The sequence below is a fragment of the Paenibacillus sp. sgz302148 genome, from assembly GCF_056120465.1.
This window is the reverse complement of sequence record NZ_JBVYOJ010000016.1, coordinates 95,350-113,100: the sequence shown is the minus strand read 5'-3', so window position 1 is coordinate 113,100 and position 17,751 is coordinate 95,350. Positions and strand designations below refer to the sequence as shown.

The following is a 17,751-nucleotide window of genomic DNA, read 5'->3' as shown; positions in this document are numbered from 1 at the left end:
AGGAAGGGTTGAAGCTCATGGATCACGCCCGAAAGCTGACGCGCCCGGGCACACCGTCCCGAACGAATTCCGACGGCTATCGGCCGCGAACCGTTCCGGAAACGCTCAAAGTCATTGCCGGCCATAAACTCGAATCAATGGGGGATCATTCAATGGAGGAAACAAAGCAGGACAACATGCAAGCGCAGCGAATCAAGCTCGAGGCGTTCCGCGTGATCGGGCTGGAAATCGAAACGCCTGACTTGGGACGCAAAGTGCGTGAATCCGTACGCTGGATTCGGGAGCGAATAGATGCCGCGGGAGGCTGGGAGTCCCCGGACATTCATTGTATCGTGCCACCACAGACGATCATGGCAAGCGAATCGGGCTTCAAGCTGTTCGTCGGCCTCAAGACCGTTTCAACCGCGGTTCCCGCACCCGAAGGTTGGTCGTACATGGATATTCCCGAGCAGACTTACGTACGCGCCGTATTCAACGATTATTTGAGCGCATGCGACGACTTCTACCGCAATATGGAAGGCAATCTGAACAAACTTGGATATACGTTCAATAAACAAGCGATCACCTTCGAACGGTATCCCGACGATGCTTACGACTGGAGCGACGATCTGGCGAAGCAAACGATCCATATTTACAATCCGTTATTATAGCGAAAAGAGGCAGTCCGGCGCATGATCATTCATGCATGGACTGCCTCTCCACTATCGGATATCTTCACCCGCAGCTATCTTTGCTTCCGAAGCTGTTCCAGATTACTCTCGATCCCTTCCACCGCCCAGCGAAGTGTCTCCCGCACGTCGTTCTTATCGGATATGATCGAGCGTAACCGGGCATTGATTTGCTCTTTAAAGTATCCGTTCCACAACGACCCGCTGCACCCGGCACCTGCGACGGCATGTTGAAGTTCCTTGACGAATATGCTTCGCCTCTCGTCCTTCAAATGCCCGAGCTCCTGAAGCAAGGGGTATGTGTTGCCGATCTCCGTTTGCGCATAGGCTTCGGTCAACGGACTCCGCTGCAGTAGCGCCTCTCGAATGAAAGCCCATGCCATGTCGGGGTTTTGGGCCGAGGCCGATATCCCTAAGCCGCCGGAAGCCGCCACATTGATTCGAACGCCATCCTGGAAATAAGGAAGCGGCGCAACGCCGAACGTGTCCCCCATCTTTTCCTCCAGCACCGGATATGCATCGACGTAATCCACAATCATGCCGAGCCGGCCTTCCCAAAACAATCTTCGGAAACCGTAGTCCACCATCGGCGCGAATACTTGGCGGTCGTGAATTTGTGCCGCTACCCACTGGAGCGCCGACTGCGTGCCTTCGTGATCGAGGTATCCGCGAATCGCAGTCCCGTCCGGGGAAATGAAGCCACCGCCTTTGCTGAGCGCCAGCATCTCCAAAATGTTGGTGTGATACAGCAAAGCAGCTCCATATTTCCATTGACCTGGGTCTCCGTGAAGAGCCTGCAGCTTGGCCGCAGCATCGGCGAATGCTTCCCAAGTCCAATCTTCTGCCGGAACAGTCAGCCCCGCCTCCGCAAACCATTTCTTATTGTAAAAAACGGCAGTCGTCGCAACCGTCATCGGAATGCCTACGATCCGACCTTCAACAGTGGCAAGCTCTAGCGACGGACCGACAAATTGAGCCGGATCGTAGCCGTCCGCCTCCAAATAAGGGCGCAAATCGAGCATCCACCCTCTGCGGGCGTATTCGGCATAATTCTCGTTTCCAAGTACGATAATGTCCGGCGCGGTCCCCTCCGCCATGAACTTGTACAGTTTATCCGCATAGTTCGTGACCGCGGCCGTGTTCAACTTCACATGCGGAAACTTTTTCGCAAACTTCTTTTTCAGCTTGTCTAAGATGGAAACGGATAAGTTATCGTTCGGGAAAAATATATCGCTCGGCATCATCACCGAACTTACCACTTTGTCAGCGAACGCATTGCCCAGCCGATTGCTTCTCACATCGTTCTCCATGTGCATGATCAACTCCTCCTTAAGCTTGCTCTTCGCTCTACGCAGACGGCTGTCCACCGCCGAAGAGGTAGATTGCAAAAAAACGCCGATTTCCTCCAAACTATACCCGTACATCTGCATCAATACGGCGGATCGGCTGTCATCGTCCAAAATCGATAATGCATCCCAAACAAGCATCCGATGATGCCTGCGCTCAATCGTATCGTCGAAGCTATCGTCCACAAGCTCGCTATCGCTATAGATCGGCTGTTTATTTTTAAAACTGCGGTGCCAGTCTGCCGTTAATCGTACTGCGGTCGTCAACAGCCAACCGCCGAATTTTCCGGCCTCTTTCAACTGCGGGAGGTGCAAGAACGCTTTGAGAAACGTTTCCTGGGCCAGATCTTGAGCCAGGTGAAAGTCCCCAAGCTTACTGTATATGACTGCATAAACCGCATTCGAGTACCTGTCGACCAGTCGCCGAAAGGCCTCCATATCGCCGTTTCGCGCCGCTTCAACTTCTTCTGCCGAATGCATCAACTTCATCCCCCCTTCCGTGTTCGCTTCAATATATAAGACGGAACTTCTCCCTGAAGATCGTCTTTTCCTTTAAATGTTCGTGCAAAATGGTAACCTGACACTTTTGCTATCCATAGCCTTCATATCCCCGCATCACATTTTGTTATATACTGTAAGCTAGTACTGGATTGGGCTTGTTATTACCCAATGTCGGAAGGGGAGACGCAGTAGATGAACGAAACGAAACTGATTTTGATCGAGGGCATCCCGGGTTCGGGGAAATCCACCACGGCGCAGTTTCTGGCGCGCCGGCTTGGGCGGATGGGCATTCTGCATAAATGGTGGTATGAAGAGGAGAACGGCCACCCGGTATATGTTTTTGACGATGCGGAGTCGATGCAGCAGGTCGTCGACGATCTATCCAACGGGAATTATCGCCGCGTCGTGGAGCAGGCGCTGCAGCGCTGGGAGTCTTTTAGTGCGGCGGTTCAATCCTCGAACGAGGTTATCTTTATCGACAGCTGTTTGTTCGGCTACTTGACCTGGAGTCTATTTCCGCAAAATGTACCCCACGAAGAAATCCGTCAATATGTCCGAGAAGTCGAACGGATCGTCAGCGGCTGCTCTCCTCGACTCATCTATTTGTATCAACAGGACGTTGCCGCCGCGTTGCGGAACATTTGCGATCGGCGCGGCGCCGAAACGGAGCGTCATTTCATCCATACAGCAGCGGATTCTCCATATGGGAAGGCCCGGGGATTATCAGGCTTCAACGGCCTCGCAGCCTATTGGCGCGATTACCGGGCATTAACCGACTCCTTATTCGAGCATATTAGCTTCCCCAAAATCTCGATTGACAATAGCACCGGGCAGTGGCCGCTGTATTATCGTCAAATGCTCGATTTTTTGAATATCGGCGGTGCCTTGGATACCGAATATCTCGCTTTGCCGGATGAAAGCTTGCAGCTTTATGTGGGTACCTATTCGGCAGGAATCAAGAACATCCCGTCGTGTACCATTGCGGTGGAAGAGGGATCACTGATCGCGGACGGCTTGCCGCAAGTGTGGAGGAAGTCGCAGCTCATTCCGGTATCCAGCCATGAATTCGAGGTCTCTTCCCTGCCGTTCCGTGTTGCATTCCTTACTAATGCGGAAGGCGAAATCGATGTCATGCATTTGACCGGACCGGCTCTGCTGGACGGCACGGTCGACGTTCGAATGTCGAAGGTCCCTACACTGGGAATGTTCTAAAAATGCAGCAGCCAGGCCGGCTTCTCTTGATGGAGAAGCTAGACCTGGCCTCCTTAATTCTCGCTTCCGATTCCTCTCGCTTATCGCAAGCTCTCCGCTGCTTTCAGCAGCGCCTCTGACGAAACAAGCGCCGGCGTTTGCGTGCTAACATGATAATAAATCGGCGTGCCGGACGAATCGTCCAGCCACAATACTTTTTTCATTCCCGTGGTATGATCGACGACAGAAAACGCTTCTTGACCACGCAAATTGACCTTCTCTACCTGACTCTGGCGTAGATTCCCGTATATCTGCCTCCATATTTCACCTACTGAAGAAAACACCACAATTTCCCCGCCCTCTGCATTGTTATAGAAGAGAAACATCCCTTCTACTTCCTTCACCGCAGCTTTTTGCATTTTTCGCATGGCCATATCGCTTCCTGATTGCTGCGCTTCCGTACGCAGACTTTCCATAAGCGAAGGCTCGACATCGAGATTGTGCGCGAGGTTCCCTTTCTTATACGAATACCCTCCCTCCAAACCCGAAGGAAAGTGCAAATTCAAACCGGCTTCAGCTTCAAGCCGCGCCAAGGAAGTATATTCCACAGGATTTTCTTGAGCAACGAATCTGTCTTTGCCCTCATGCCGAATATAGAACAGCGCAGCCTCTCCCGGCTCCAATCGCTTCACCCATGACGTTAAATCAACGTCTAACGGCCCGTCGCCCGGCTTGTAACTGGAATATTCCATACTGACACTGCCGTCTCCTCGGTGAAGCTGCCATGTTACCGCGGCATAACCGAACCCGCATAGGACAAGGAAAACCGCGGCTGCCCCCGTCATCCACACCATTTTCTTCGTTGTTTGGCGACGTACATTGCTTTGCTGACGTATGCGGTCCATGACGCGATCGGTTATATCGATCAAAGGAAAGCTATCGCTCGATAATTGTTGGTTCAGCTGCCGTTCGAACGCCTCTTGTGTTTTCATAAGATTCACCCTCCAATTGGTTCCATATCGTTCTTAGCTTATTTTTCGCTCTTTCGAATTTCTTGCGCAGTGCCGCCGGACTGCCGTTCAGCACCATCCCGATTTCCTCATACGATTTCTCGTGCAGAATACGCAAAACGATCAGCGAGCGCTCCGCCGGAGTCATCCGCATGAGACTTCGGGACAGTAAAGGCTCGTTAATGCCCTCGACAGCCGACAAGCGGTCGTCTTCCCGCGATTCTTCTGCTTCGCGCCGTGCGAACCATTGCAGCAGCCGATTCCGTTTTCTTTGTCGCAACAGGTTCAAGCAATGGTTGTATGCGATTTTGTATAGCCATGCCGAGAATGACCGATCGTACGTGTATAGATGGATTTTTTCGAACGCCTTCAAAAATACATCCTGCGCGGCATCCTCCGCCTCCTCGCGATGCATGAGCAGGTGGCAGCAATAGATGAAAATTTCCTGCTGATACCGCCGGACGATCTCCGCATAGCGATCGATGTCACCTTGCCGTACGGCTCGGATCATTTCTTCGATCGGGCTTACGTTCATTCTTTTTCCCTCCTTCTTAATGGATTTGTCTATATAACACATGCGGTCCTGCCGATGTGACATCCGATATGGATGAAACTTGTAATATTTTCTAATGGAACGATGAAATACTTTCATTATATCGGTTTTTTGGCCTTTTTTTCCGTTTCAGGCCATTTGACAGACAAGTTATTTCGGTCATATAATAATTCGCATGCGAAATATTTGTATAGGAATTAAAAAAGAAAGGAGATAACAATGGACGACAAGCAGCGCGTCATCGATATTTTTCAATCGTTCCGCGAAGTGAACCAAGCCTTTTTCCAGGTCATGATGAAAGCCGCCCAGCATCATCGCATCACGCCCATTCAATTTATGGTCCTGCGGGTTTTGTCGGACAATCCCGAAATCGGACTTACCGCGCTTGCCGAAAAAATATTGCTGGGCAACAGCACGACTAGCGGCATTATCGACCGAATGGTGAAAGCGGATCTGGTGACCCGCGAGCGATCCGACGAAGATCGGCGGTCGGTTACATTAAAGCTGACGGCCAAAGGGGAACAAATTTGGAAGGAAACTGACGGGACACGCATGAGACTGCTGCACCCGCTATTGGAAATTTCCGAAGAAGATCAGCGGAATTTGCACCGTATCCATGAACAAGTCGCGCAGATTCTGCACAGAGTGAGAGAGGAAGATGATAGATGAGTCAAGCAGTAGCCGCCCTGCGCAGAGGCCCGATTATGGCTTCTCTGCTGATTGGGGCATTCGTGGCTTTGTTAAGCCAAACCTTGTTAAACGTCGCACTGCCGAAAATGATGGCCGACCTGAACGTCAACGAAAGTACGATTCAATGGCTGTCGAACGGCTACATGCTCGTGAACGGCGTGCTCGTTCCGATCAGCGCCTATTTGATCTCGAAATTTACGACACGCCGGTTGTTTATCGCCGCCGTCGGATTGTTTACGGTCGGCACGCTGCTTTGCGCGATCTCCGTGAACTTCGGCTTTTTGCTCGCCGGACGTTTGGTCCAAGCGGCGGGAGCCGGTATTCTGATGCCGCTGATGTCGATCGTAACGCTGACGATATTCCGGGTGGAGGAACGCGGCAAAGCGATGGGGCTCATGGGAATCGCGATGATTTTTGCCCCTGCGGTCGGCCCGACCTTATCCGGTTGGATCGTGGAGCACTATAACTGGCGCGTCCTGTTTTACATCGTCCTGCCCTTATCGATTATTGCTCTTGTCTTCGGCGCCGTCTCGATGAAAAATGTCATCAAAACGTCCAATCCGAAGCTCGATACGTTTGGCGTTATTTTTTCGACGATCGGCTTCGGCGGCCTTCTTTACGGCTTCAGTGACGCTGGAACGGACGGCTGGGGCAGCACGACGGTAGTTACGTGTCTTGTCGTCGGCGTGGTGTCCTTGCTGCTGTTCGTATGGCGCGAGCTCACGGCGGAGAAGCCGCTGCTCGAATTCCGCGTGTTCAAATACGGCATGTTTTCGCTCACGACGGTTATCAACGTCATTATTACGATGGCTATGTTCTCCGCAATGATTCTTCTTCCAATCTATTTGCAGAACATTCGCGGCTTTACGCCGGTCGAATCCGGCCTGCTGCTTCTGCCGGGCGCTATCCTTATGGGGATTATGTCGCCGATTACGGGTATGATCTTCGATAAAATCGGCGCGCGCTGGCTTGCCGTCATTGGTTTGTTGATCACCGCGATTACGACGTTCGAATTCAGCAAGCTGACCGTCGAGACGACATACACGCAGCTCATTCTCTTGTACACACTCCGCATGTTCGGGATGTCCATGCTGATGATGCCGATTCAGACGGCGGGGCTTAACCAACTGCCGCAGCGGCTCAATGCGCACGGCTCGGCCATGTCCCAGACGCTCCGGAACGTGGCGGGCGCGCTTGGCACCGCGCTGCTCGTGACGTTCTTTACGAACAAAACGGCGTCCAGTGCGAAGGAATTGATCGTGGCCGGCGGAATCGACCCAACCGACAAAGTCAAAATGGGCGAAATTATGCAGCATGCTACTGTGAACGGCATCAACTATGCCTTCGTTATTTCGATGTGGATGACGGTCGGAGCGCTCGCGCTCGCCATCTTCATCCGGAAAGTGAAGCCGCATGAGGAAGTGTCGGTGCCGAAAGGGAAGGAAAAAGTCGTCGCTTCTTAAAACATAATAGGAACCGTTGTTTTGATTCATAGTGGTTGGACAGGGCGCTGCATTCTATTCAACCGCTTTTCGACATAACTCCGACTTTTTTTGTCAGATTGAGGTCTGAGGGGTTGGCATTGGCAAGCGGGGCAGCAATCCGATTATAATGTATAGTATCTAAACAAAAGGAGATCGGAAATGCAAAAAATTATTGCGATAACGGGCGCCTCGTCGGGAATTGGGTTAGCAGCAGCGTTGAAATTTGCCGAAGCCGGATGGATTGTTTATGCGGGAACTCGCCATTTGCAACGTGATGAAAACCAGTATGCCCATCTGTCCAATCTTCATTTCACCGAAATGGAAGTCACGCAGCCGGAATCGCTCACGCAGGCGTTTCAGCTGATTCAACAACGGCACGGTCATTTGGATGTCCTTTTCTGCAATGCGGGATTCGGATTTTTGCGTGCGTTAGGTCAAGCTACTTTTGAGGAAATTCAATCTGTCTTCGATACAAACGTTTACGGGGTCATGCATACGATCCGTGCGGGCCTGCCGCTTCTTCGCCAAGCAGCAGCGGGACATTTGATCGCAACGACAAGCGTAGGCGGACTGGTCGGACAGCCGCTCAACGAAATATATTGCGCCAGCAAATTTGCCGTGGAAGGCTTATTGGAAAGCCTGGCCACCTACTACAAGCCAACCTTTAATATTGACGTTACCTTGCTAGAACCTGGAGCGATCGCGACAAATTTCAACGGCACGGTTCTCGCGCATATCGAAAAAACGGGCGGCGTGCGGGACGACGAATACAAGCCGGTTATCGACACCTACATCGAAACGTTCTCCAAGCGCAACTCCGTTCCGCAAACACCCGAATCCGTAGCCGAAGTTGTGCTCAAGCTGGTGAACATGGAAACAAAGCCTCTTCGCATACGCACATCGGATGCAGCCGAATCGTTCGTTAGCCATAAGGTGAGCAACGATCCTACCGGGCTGGAAGGCGTATTGAAAACCCGCAAACTGCAATTGGATATGTGATTCCTCGCTTGCATAAGCAATGAAAGGGCCGTCCCAAAGCCAAATCTATGGCTAATGGACGGCCCTTCGGTTGTTTAGGCACTACTGCCTTTGCAAATTACTCCGTCAAAGTACGAACGCTTTCCCGGCGTACAAGCTCCGTATTGAGCACGAGATGATGGTTGACGTTGCGTCCCTCCAGCAAGTCGATCAGCATCTGCGCGGCTTGGTAGCCCATGTCGTATCGATGCTGATGAATCGTCGTCAGCGCCGGCGTGCAATAACCGGTAATGCCGATGTTGTCAAAGCCGACGATCGAGATATCGCCCGGGATCTGAAGCCCCAAGCCGCGAACGGCTTGCATGGCGCCTAGCGCCATCAGATCGCTTGTGCAGAACAACGCGGTCGCGTCCGGCCGGAGCGACAGCAGCTTGTACGCCGCTTCTTTGCCGCCTTCCTCGGAGAACGAGCCGTCCATCACGAGCGACGGATCGAATGCGACGCCGTAGCTGTCCAGCGCCTGGCGGTAACCTTCAAGACGTTGGATGCTGACGTCGGCTTGAGAATGGCCGTTAATGAGGCCGATCGACCGATGCCCCGACTCCAACAGGTGGCGGACCGCCGAATATGCGCCGTTCACGTTGTCGGAAGTGACGTATCCGACATTCGTTCCATGTAGCGGCAAATCGATCAGCACGCACGGAATTTCCGACGATACGATCTCCTTCAAATAGGCGTCGTCCAGCCGCATCCCCATAATGATCACGCCGTCCACGCCGCGTTCCTGGCATAACGTCTTGTATGATTTCATCTTCTGCTTCTGCGTTGTCGTGCTGAACAAGATGAGGTCGTAGTTCAGCTCCCCCGCCCGATCGTTCATGCCGCATAACGCTTCGAAGGCGATATTGTCCTTGGAGCTGGCCCGCGTAACATTGGACAGGAGCAGCCCAAGCGTTTTCGATTTTTTCACGATGAGCGAGCGCGCCGCCATGTTCGGAATGTACCCGAGTTCGTCGGCGATCGCTTTGATTCGCCTGCGGGTCTCCTCGTTGACGTCGTCATACCCGTTCAACGCTCGTGAAACGGTGGTGACGGATATGTTCGCTGCTTTGGCTATATCTTTGATTGTGACCAGGGTGTTCACCTCCGAAACGTTTCGAACGTTTCCAAAAATCATTTTTAATAAAACGGTTGCAAATGCTTACAACATGCAATATAATCTGAATTATACAGCATCCGAAACGTTTTGGAAAGAGATATTATGCTGTTTTTCTTGTCTTTTAATTTTTTTTACCTTTTATCCGAAACGTTTCGGATAAGCTCAACTTAAAATCGCAACCAAACAAAGCATGACATTATCGCGGAAACGAGGCGAAACCTTGAATTACTTAGTCATCAAAGAAAACGCTTCCTTTATGCTGACGAACCGAAGCGGCGATATTCCACAGAACGACCCGTCCGGGTTTGGCCTTTACACGCAGGACACCCGCTTCGTTAGCAGACTGGAAGTCGCGATCAACGGCAAACAACCCGTACTGCTTAGCTCGGCGGCAGACGAAAACTACATATCCGTCATCCGGCTGACGAATCCTCACATGGAATCGGGCGGGCAATTGATTTTGTGGAGAGAATCCGTCGAAATCGAGCGGAAACGCTTCATATTCGAAGGTGGGCTGTACGAAACGATTAAGCTGACCAATTATTTTCCGAAGCCGGTCGAATTCGACTTCTCCGTGCTTGTCGATGCGGACTTCGCCGACATGTTCGCCGTTCGGGGTTATCAGGAAGGCGAAACCGGCAAAATTACCGGTCGCCGTACGGACGGCCAGCAGCGCGTGATCTCATATATGGGCGTCGACCACGTTGCACGGGAAACGCGGATGGACTGGGACTTGCCGCATAGCCGTATCGATGAGGACGGAACGCTGCATTTTGAGCTCCGCCTCGGGCATGCCGAGCATCAGGAAATCACCTTGTTCATCGCCCCGTTCATAGGCGGCGAAGGACCGGTCAGACACGATCCGGCGGTAGCGATGGCGGGGCTCCGCGCTTCTTACGAAGCGTGGAACAGCGACTCCACCTCGGTGCGCAGCGACGTTTCCCTGTTCGACCATCTGTACAACCGCGGAGTTCAAGATTTACGCGTGCTGCTCACCAACCTGGGCCACGGACCGTTTCCGGTAGCCGGACTGCCGTGGTTCGCCGTACCGTTCGGCCGCGACAGCCTCATCGCTGCGCTGCAGACGCTAGTGCTGAATCCGCGAATCGCCAAGGGAACGCTGCTGACGATGGCCGTGTACCAAGGCAAACGCGAAGACGAGTGGCGGGACGAAACGCCGGGTAAAATTATGCACGAGATTCGCTACGGCGAGTTGGCCGGAGCCGGCATGATTCCGTTTACGCCTTATTACGGCACGATCGACGCGACCCCGCTGTTCCTGATCCTCGCCGCGGAATATTTCCACTGGACGGGCGACAGCTCCTTGATCGAGCAGTTGATGCCGAACCTGGACGCGGCCCTGGAATGGATCGATCGCTATGGCGATATGGACGACGACACCTTCGTCGAATATTACCAGAAGTCGTCCAAGGGCTTAGGCAACCAAGGATGGAAAGACTCCGGCGACTCCATTGTTCATGCCAACGGCGAATATGCCAAAGCGCCGATCGCGCTAGTCGAGGTTCAGGCCTACGTCTATCAGGCCAAAACACGGCTAGCCCCGATATTCCGAGCCTTGGGCCGATCCGAAGCAGCGGATCGTCTCGAACGGGAAGCCGCCTCCCTGAAGGAACGGTTCGAAGCCGATTTCTGGATGGAGGAAGAGCGCTTCTACGCAATCGCTCTCGACCATGAGAAGCGGCAGGTGCAGTCGGTGACGTCGAACGGCGGGCAAATTCTGATGTCGGGCATCGCCTCCCCGGAGCGGGCCCAAGCCGTCGCTGAACGGCTCGTGGCGGACGATATGTTCAGCGGCTACGGCATCCGGACGATGAGCTCGAAGTCGACCGGGTTCAATCCGATGAGCTACCACAACGGCAGCATTTGGCCGCACGACAACTCCTTGTGCCTGATTGGCTTGAGCCAGTCCGGTTTCAAGCGGGAAGCGCTGCAGGTGATCGGCGGCCTCATGAAAGCGGCTGAGCGGTTCGAATATTACCGATTGCCGGAGCTGTTCTGCGGATATGACGCAAGCATCGGCCACCCTGTTCCCTACCCGGTTGCCTGTTCGCCGCAAGCCTGGGCCGCAGGGACGCCTATCGTGTTCTTGCAAACGCTGCTTGGCATCCGGCCGGACGCCTTGGCCCGGAGCATCGCGATCAGGCCGATCCTGCTCGATGGCATGAACGAGCTGGAGGTTACGCAGCTGCGCATCGGCGCGGGAAGCCTGAGCCTCCGCATCCGACGGAATACGGACGGAAGTGGCGCATCAGTCGACGTGCTGGCGAACGACACCGGGTACGAGCTTGTAGGTTTTACGCAATAGTTTTATATACAGAAAAACTAAAAACATTAGGGAGGTTTTAAGCAATGAAAAAGTCTTTATCGATGGTTCTCGTGTTTATGCTTGTCGCCGTACTGGTCCTTGCAGCTTGCTCCAAAAAAGAAGAAACGCCGCAGTCGTCCAGTGGTGACACCGGCACGAAGCAAACCGAGCAAACCGGGGATAAGCCGGACGATCCGGTTACCGTCACATTGGCGGGTTGGGGCGCCAGCCCGGAAGAGCAAGACCTGCTGAACCAAACGCTCAAAGAATTCGAAGACAAACACCCGAATGTCAAAGTGAAATATGAAGTCATCGCCGACCAATACATGGACGTTATCAAAACGCGCCTAATCGGCGGCGAAGGCCCGGACGTGTTCTACCTGGACGCTTTCGAAGCACCTGCACTAATCGATAAAGGCGTTGTCGAACCGCTCGACGGCTATGTCACTCCGGAATTCGACGTTGCCGATTTTGAAGAGCCGCTGCTGAACGCTTTTAAAGTCGACGGCGTGACGTACGGCTTCCCGAAAGACTTTTCGACGCTAGCCATGTTCTACAATAAGAAGGATTTCGAAGAAGCGGGCATTACGGCTCCGCCGGCGACATGGGAAGAGCTGCAAGCCGCTGCTGCGAAGCTGACGAAAAAAGAAGGCGACAAAACAGTCCGCTTCGGCTTCGGCGTCGCACCCGAGCTGGCGCGTCAAATGTACATGACGCAAGCGTTCGGCGGCAAAGTGGCCGACGACCAAGGCAATGCCGCATTCGCCTCCGACGAGGCGCTGAAAGGACTTCAGCTTGTCGTTGACCTGCACAACAAGGACAAATCCTCCGGCGAGCCGAAAGAAGTCGGCGCAGGCTGGGGCGGCGAAATGTTCGGCCAAGGCAAAGCGTCCATCGTGTTCGAGGGCAACTGGGCGATCCCTTACCTGAACAGCAACTTCAAGGATCTGCAATACGGAACCGCCGAGCTGCCGACCGTCAACGGCAAAAAAGGAACGATGGCTTTTACCGTCGCTTACGTCATGAACAAAGCATCGAAGCAAAAAGAAGCGGCATGGGAGCTTCTGTCGTATTTGACCGGCAAGGAAGGCATGAAAACGTGGACCAGCAAAGGCTTCGCGCTGCCGTCCCGCAAATCGGTCGCCCAAGAGCTTGGCTATGACAAAGATCCTCTGCGCGCGGCAATCGTAGCCGGAGCATCGTATGCAACGCCTTGGCAAGCAGGCAAAACGCTGCCTACGATCATGAACAACTTCAACAACCAATTCCTTGATGCATTCTTGGGCAAATCAACGCTTGCCGACGCGATGAAAAAAGCGCAGGAGACCGCCAATAAGGAAATTGCCGCGGCAGAATAACAACGGAGCCGGCGGGAGGAGATCACTCCTCCCTCCTTTCCGTCAAAGGAGGATTCGGCATGGCCGATCGCTCGGCTTGGAAACGCAAACTAAAAAACTCGGTGACCGGTTATTTGTTTCTGCTGCCTACCTTAATCGTTTTGGGCACCTTTTTGTTTTTGCCGGTTTTTTATTCGCTGTACCTGTCCGTTCATAAAGTCAACCTACTTGGCGAAGTGAGCTACAAATGGATCGGCTTCAAAAATTTCGTGCGCATGGCCGATGACGAAAGAGCCTGGATCGCGCTCAAAAATACCGCCTCCTTCGCCCTCATCGTGGTGCCGCTGCAAACGGCTTTTGCGATACTGCTCGCGGTTGTGCTCAACGCGAAGCTGAAATTCAAAAACTTTTTCCGCATCGTCTTTTTTATGCCGACCGTCACGTCATCGGCCGTATTGACCTTGATTTTCATGTGGATTTACAATTCCAACGGCTTATTGAACCGCGTGCTGGAGATGCTCGGCTTCCAAGGGTATAACTGGCTCGGTGATCCAGGCGTCGCCTTGAAGGCGATTATGATGATGAACATTTGGTCGACGGCGCCCTTCTTTATGGTCGTATTCCTGGCGGCGTTACAGGACATTCCCGACGCGCTGTACGAATCGGCGATGCTGGACGGGGCAGGAGCATGGAGACGCTTCGTCTCGATTACGCTGCCGATGATTAAGCCCGCTACCTTCTTTACGGTCGTCATGGGCATTATCGGCACCTTCCAGCTTTTCGACCAGTCGTACATTTTTTCCGCGGGCTCGGGCGGTCCGAACAACTCGACCTTGACCGTGGCGCTGTTAATTTATCAATATGCGTTTAAAAATCTCGACTTCGGCTACGCTTCCGCGCTTGCCGTCATGCTGGCGGCGGTCATTCTGATCATCACGCTGCTGCAGCGCAAGCTGTTCGCCGAAGAGAAGCTGAACTAAGGAGGGAGAACCGATGACGATCCAGCATAAAAAATGGGTCAAACCCATACTGTACCTCGTGTTGTTCATCTACGGATGCGTGACGGTCGCTCCCTTCCTGTGGGCGCTCTCCTCGTCGTTCAAATCGCTCGACGAAATCGTATCCGGCGGCATTAACTTTATTCCGCATCATTTTACGCTGCAAAATTATTACGATATCTTCGTCCGCGAGCCGCTGTTTACCCGCTGGATGATGAACAGCGCGATCATCGCGATCGTGGCGACCGTAGCCAACATTTTGTTCAACTCGATGGCCGGTTATGCGCTCGCACGGATCGATTTTGTCGGCAACAAGGTCATGTTCGTCCTTATTCTCGCGGTGCAGATGATCCCGGGGCAACTGACGATCGTCCCCGCTTACTTGATCATGAAGCAGCTCGACCTGCTCAACACATACGCGGCGCTGACACTGCCGATGATGGCGAACGCCACGTTTACGTTTATGATGCGGCAGTTTTTCGTCAACTTCCCGAAGGAGCTCGAGGAAGCTTCGCAAATCGACGGCTTGACCCGGTTCGGCATCTTCTTCAAGATCGCGCTGCCGCTGGCCGTGCCGGCATTGGCCGCGCAGACGATCTTCGTGTTCATGGGCGCCTGGAACGAGTTCCTGAAGCCGCTCATGTTCGTCTCCGACAAGTCGATGTTCACGCTCACACTTGGGCTGAATACGTTCAAGGGACAATATATCAGCTACTGGAACTACATTATGGCGGCTTCTATGGTGTTTACGCTGCCGGCGCTGCTTATCTACGCGATTTTCAACCGGTTTTTCATCAAAGGCATTTCGTTTACGGGCGGCAAATAAGTCTTAGGTGCTTATAACTTAGCGAACAACAACAGGTTGGGTTCTCCGAAAGGGGGAATCCGGCTTGTTTGCATATTGCGGCGTTTTTCAACAAAACCCGGCTCTCGGAAAAAGGGGATTGGATGTTTGTGGCGAATTCATGGGAGTTGATTTGATACATCGATTTCCAGCAGGAGGATGACTTTGGACAAGGTCATAAACATAGAAGAACAGGACTTGATTTCCCGATTGCAAAATGGCGACCATGACGCCCTTTCCCCTATCGTCGCGCTATATCGTGACAAAGCGCAGGGCTGGGCGATGCGGATCGTGCGCGATCGGCATCTGGCCGAAGACGTCGTACAGGAAGCGTTTCTGCGGCTGCCCGGCAAAATCGGCGGCCTGCAGGAGCCGTCCAAGTTCGGCGCGTGGTTCCGGCAAATGGTACGCCGGCTCGCCATCAACCAGATTCGCGGCTACGCTCGAAGCGTTGTGCCAATCGGCGAAATCCCGGATTCCGGCGGCGCGGGCCCCATGGAACATGATGGCACCGCATCCGGTTCCGCGGACGATCCGCTGCGGCAATGGGAGCGGCGCGAGCTGGAGCAAGAGCTGCAGCAGGACACGCTTGCTCCGCTCACGGAGCAGGCCCGCGCGCTGATCACCTCCTACGCCTTCGAGGAGGCGACGCCGGAGGAATTAGCCTCCCGTTTCGCGATGAATAAAAGCAACGTGTACAATGTTCTGTCCCGCTCGCGAGCGAAGGCGAACGACGAACGCTTCCGCCGCGAGGTCGGCCGGCACATTGCACAGCGGCGGCGCCAAGGGTTGCCCTCGACGCAACAATTACCGGCCCCGGCCTTCTCGCGACCTTACGCGCTCATCTCTATCCCGATCCTGGAAGTACTGCGTCTAGCCGGGGAGCCGGATTGGAGCCTTAGCGAGCTGATGGCGCTGTCGGGCGACGCCTTCCGATTATCCGTGCCGGAGAACTGCGACTGGCGCGGGATATCGACGTTCGACTGGAGCTATGCCGCCTACTGGACGATGGAGCGACTCGGGTTGAGCGGCGACTGCTTCGGCAGGCCTTCCCGGACCGCGGTTTCGCCTGAGCAGCAGATTCGCCTGCTGTCCATGATTCAGATGACGGTCGATCAGGGACTGCCTGCAATCGTATGGAATTTGGACCGGAACGAATTTGGCTTCGTGTACGGCTATGACGATTCGGAGCGTACGCTAGCCTACCAGGGGATGCAGCGCAATGCCAACCGCACGGTCTCCTACGACGCGTTGGGACGGACGGGGCAAGAACCCCCGATGTTCGTTTTAGCCATTCGCAAGCGGGTGGCAGCCCCGATCTCCGAAGAGGCTGCTCTCGCCTCCATCCTGGACCATGTTCGCGGCAAAGAGCCCCCCGTGGCCGGCTTCGCATATGGCCTGCACGGTTACCGGCTGTGGCTGGATGCCGCCGGCAGCGGACAGCTCGACGCCCACGGGCATGCGTACCAAGTCGCGATACTCGCCGAAGCCCGGCAGCATGCGGCTCTGTATCTTGAACGCTTGGAGGAGCGGACACGCAGCCCGGAACGCAAAGCCGCTTTGGCTGAAGCCGCCGCATGTTACGGGCGCGTGAGCGAAGCTTTTGTCAGGCTGTACCCTTCATTTCCGTATGGATTCGGAGGAAGTCATGCAAATCGGATCACTGTTATCCGGGACGGCCTGACTCAGGCGATGGAAGCTGAAACGGAAGCCGTTCGGTGCTTGGAACAAATATTTTTCTAACGCGTGATAGAAATAACGTCCCGCCCGTGTCTACAGGTTGAAGACCAAATCCAAGGAGGAATTTGAAATGACTCACCCTGTTCTGCCTTTTATGCCTACCGTGTTTATCCCTGTCAGCAACTTGAAGCGTTCGATCGAATGGTACGCGAACCTGCTGGAGCAATCCATCGTACCGAAACAGGACGGCGGCGGTATTTATTATTTTGGCTTTAACGGAACGGACATTATTCTCGACAGCAACATCTGGGGGTTCCCGCCCACCATTATGTTCGACTCGCCCGATATCGACGCATCGCGCGCATTCTGCGAGACGCTTCCTCATCAATTCATGTCCGAGCTGTTCCGGTTCCCGGACGTCTCGTTCTTCAACATCGATGCCAACATGCTCTGTCAGGCGCATCACCGGTCGGAGCCGGGGCGCTCGGAGCCGGTCCATCCGCTGCTCCAGCGCAGCAGCCGCGTCATCGTTCATGCCGATGACATGAAGGAGCGCATCGCGTGGTATGAGCGGTTCGTGAACCGGACGGCGGAAGCCGACCCTTGGATCGACGGGCTGCCGTGCATACGCATGGACTGCGGAGCGCATCTGCTGTTCGACGACAACCGGTTATGCCAGTCGCCTCGAGTCTTCTACGACCGGCTGCAGCTCGATTTTCGCGTCAATCCGATGTTCATCATCGAATCGCCGGACGTGAATGCCGCGCTGGATTACGTTCGCTCCAACGGCGCGGCCGCGGAGGACGGCATTCAAGAGCGGCTTGGCGTGCGGTTTTTCGTCTTCTATGATCCGGACGGGAACGGCATGATGGTGTGCGAGAAGAAATAAACCCGGTTACGCTGCGAGGAATCCATCGCTTGAGTTACATCGACCGAATCGAGCAAATACGGGGCAGCCTAACTTGGCTAGCCCCGTTCCTATTCCT

Annotated in this window: 15 protein-coding genes; 11 read left to right on the top strand and 4 right to left on the bottom strand. The window is 54.0% G+C overall.

Going from position 1 to position 17,751, the window contains the following annotated elements; all coding sequences use genetic code 11:
- Positions 1 to 17 precede the first annotated feature (17 nt).
- Positions 18 to 650: a GyrI-like domain-containing protein gene (locus AC0LWM_RS22740; RefSeq protein WP_474677284.1), complete on the top strand. Its 633-nt coding sequence runs from the start codon at positions 18 to 20 to the stop codon at positions 648 to 650.
- 74 nt (positions 651 to 724) lie between these two features.
- On the opposite strand, the gene AC0LWM_RS22735 is transcribed toward AC0LWM_RS22740, so the two are convergent.
- Positions 725 to 2,494: an extracellular solute-binding protein gene (locus AC0LWM_RS22735; RefSeq protein WP_474677348.1), complete on the bottom strand. Its 1,770-nt coding sequence runs from the start codon at positions 2,492 to 2,494 to the stop codon at positions 725 to 727.
- A gap of 213 nt (positions 2,495 to 2,707) precedes the next feature.
- On the opposite strand from AC0LWM_RS22735, the gene AC0LWM_RS22730 reads away from it, so the two are divergent.
- Positions 2,708 to 3,727 (top strand): AAA family ATPase, encoded by a 1,020-nt coding sequence (locus AC0LWM_RS22730; protein WP_474677283.1) that lies wholly within the window; start codon positions 2,708 to 2,710, stop codon positions 3,725 to 3,727.
- Between the two features lie 80 nt (positions 3,728 to 3,807).
- Here AC0LWM_RS22730 and AC0LWM_RS22725 read toward each other — a convergent pair whose 3' ends face one another.
- Positions 3,808 to 4,698, bottom strand: a complete 891-nt coding sequence (locus AC0LWM_RS22725) for a hypothetical protein (RefSeq protein WP_474677282.1) — start codon at positions 4,696 to 4,698, stop codon at positions 3,808 to 3,810.
- The gene (locus tag AC0LWM_RS22720; protein WP_474677281.1) at positions 4,643 to 5,251 is read right to left on the bottom strand and encodes an RNA polymerase sigma factor; all 609 of its coding nucleotides are present in this window, start codon (positions 5,249 to 5,251) and stop codon (positions 4,643 to 4,645) included. The genes AC0LWM_RS22725 and AC0LWM_RS22720 overlap by 56 nt, the downstream gene beginning before the upstream one ends.
- Positions 5,252 to 5,488: 237 nt before the next feature.
- Here AC0LWM_RS22720 and AC0LWM_RS22715 point away from each other — a divergent pair, with 237 nt between their 5' ends.
- The 3 genes from AC0LWM_RS22715 (at position 5,489) to AC0LWM_RS22705 (ending at position 8,442) form a co-directional block, all read left to right on the top strand.
- Complete coding sequence (locus AC0LWM_RS22715; protein WP_474677280.1) at positions 5,489 to 5,938, top strand: MarR family winged helix-turn-helix transcriptional regulator; 450 nt, start codon at positions 5,489 to 5,491, stop codon at positions 5,936 to 5,938.
- Positions 5,935 to 7,422: a DHA2 family efflux MFS transporter permease subunit gene (locus AC0LWM_RS22710; protein ID WP_474677279.1), complete on the top strand. Its 1,488-nt coding sequence runs from the start codon at positions 5,935 to 5,937 to the stop codon at positions 7,420 to 7,422. The genes AC0LWM_RS22715 and AC0LWM_RS22710 overlap by 4 nt, the downstream gene beginning before the upstream one ends.
- A gap of 180 nt (positions 7,423 to 7,602) precedes the next feature.
- Positions 7,603 to 8,442 (top strand): SDR family oxidoreductase, encoded by an 840-nt coding sequence (locus tag AC0LWM_RS22705; protein WP_474677278.1) that lies wholly within the window; start codon positions 7,603 to 7,605, stop codon positions 8,440 to 8,442.
- 97 nt (positions 8,443 to 8,539) lie between these two features.
- Here AC0LWM_RS22705 and AC0LWM_RS22700 read toward each other — a convergent pair whose 3' ends face one another.
- The gene (locus AC0LWM_RS22700; protein WP_474677347.1) at positions 8,540 to 9,556 is read right to left on the bottom strand and encodes a LacI family DNA-binding transcriptional regulator; all 1,017 of its coding nucleotides are present in this window, start codon (positions 9,554 to 9,556) and stop codon (positions 8,540 to 8,542) included.
- Between the two features lie 244 nt (positions 9,557 to 9,800).
- On the opposite strand from AC0LWM_RS22700, the gene AC0LWM_RS22695 reads away from it, so the two are divergent.
- The 6 genes from AC0LWM_RS22695 to AC0LWM_RS22670 all read left to right on the top strand — a co-directional run bounded on the left by AC0LWM_RS22695 (position 9,801) and on the right by AC0LWM_RS22670 (position 17,654).
- Entirely contained in the window at positions 9,801 to 11,906 is a 2,106-nt protein-coding gene (locus tag AC0LWM_RS22695) for an amylo-alpha-1,6-glucosidase (RefSeq protein ID WP_474677277.1), read from the top strand.
- Positions 11,907 to 11,950: 44 nt separating this feature from the next.
- Entirely contained in the window at positions 11,951 to 13,264 is a 1,314-nt protein-coding gene (locus tag AC0LWM_RS22690; RefSeq protein ID WP_474677276.1) for an ABC transporter substrate-binding protein, read from the top strand.
- 59 nt (positions 13,265 to 13,323) lie between these two features.
- Positions 13,324 to 14,223 carry a carbohydrate ABC transporter permease gene (locus tag AC0LWM_RS22685; protein WP_474677275.1) on the top strand — a complete coding sequence of 300 codons (900 nt, stop codon included), beginning with the start codon at positions 13,324 to 13,326 and terminating at the stop codon, positions 14,221 to 14,223.
- Between the two features lie 13 nt (positions 14,224 to 14,236).
- Positions 14,237 to 15,067 (top strand): carbohydrate ABC transporter permease, encoded by an 831-nt coding sequence (locus AC0LWM_RS22680; protein WP_474677274.1) that lies wholly within the window; start codon positions 14,237 to 14,239, stop codon positions 15,065 to 15,067.
- Between the two features lie 183 nt (positions 15,068 to 15,250).
- Positions 15,251 to 16,828 (top strand): RNA polymerase sigma factor, encoded by a 1,578-nt coding sequence (locus tag AC0LWM_RS22675; RefSeq protein WP_474677273.1) that lies wholly within the window; start codon positions 15,251 to 15,253, stop codon positions 16,826 to 16,828.
- 67 nt (positions 16,829 to 16,895) lie between these two features.
- Entirely contained in the window at positions 16,896 to 17,654 is a 759-nt protein-coding gene (locus AC0LWM_RS22670) for a hypothetical protein (protein ID WP_474677272.1), read from the top strand.
- Positions 17,655 to 17,751: the final 97 nt, after the last annotated feature.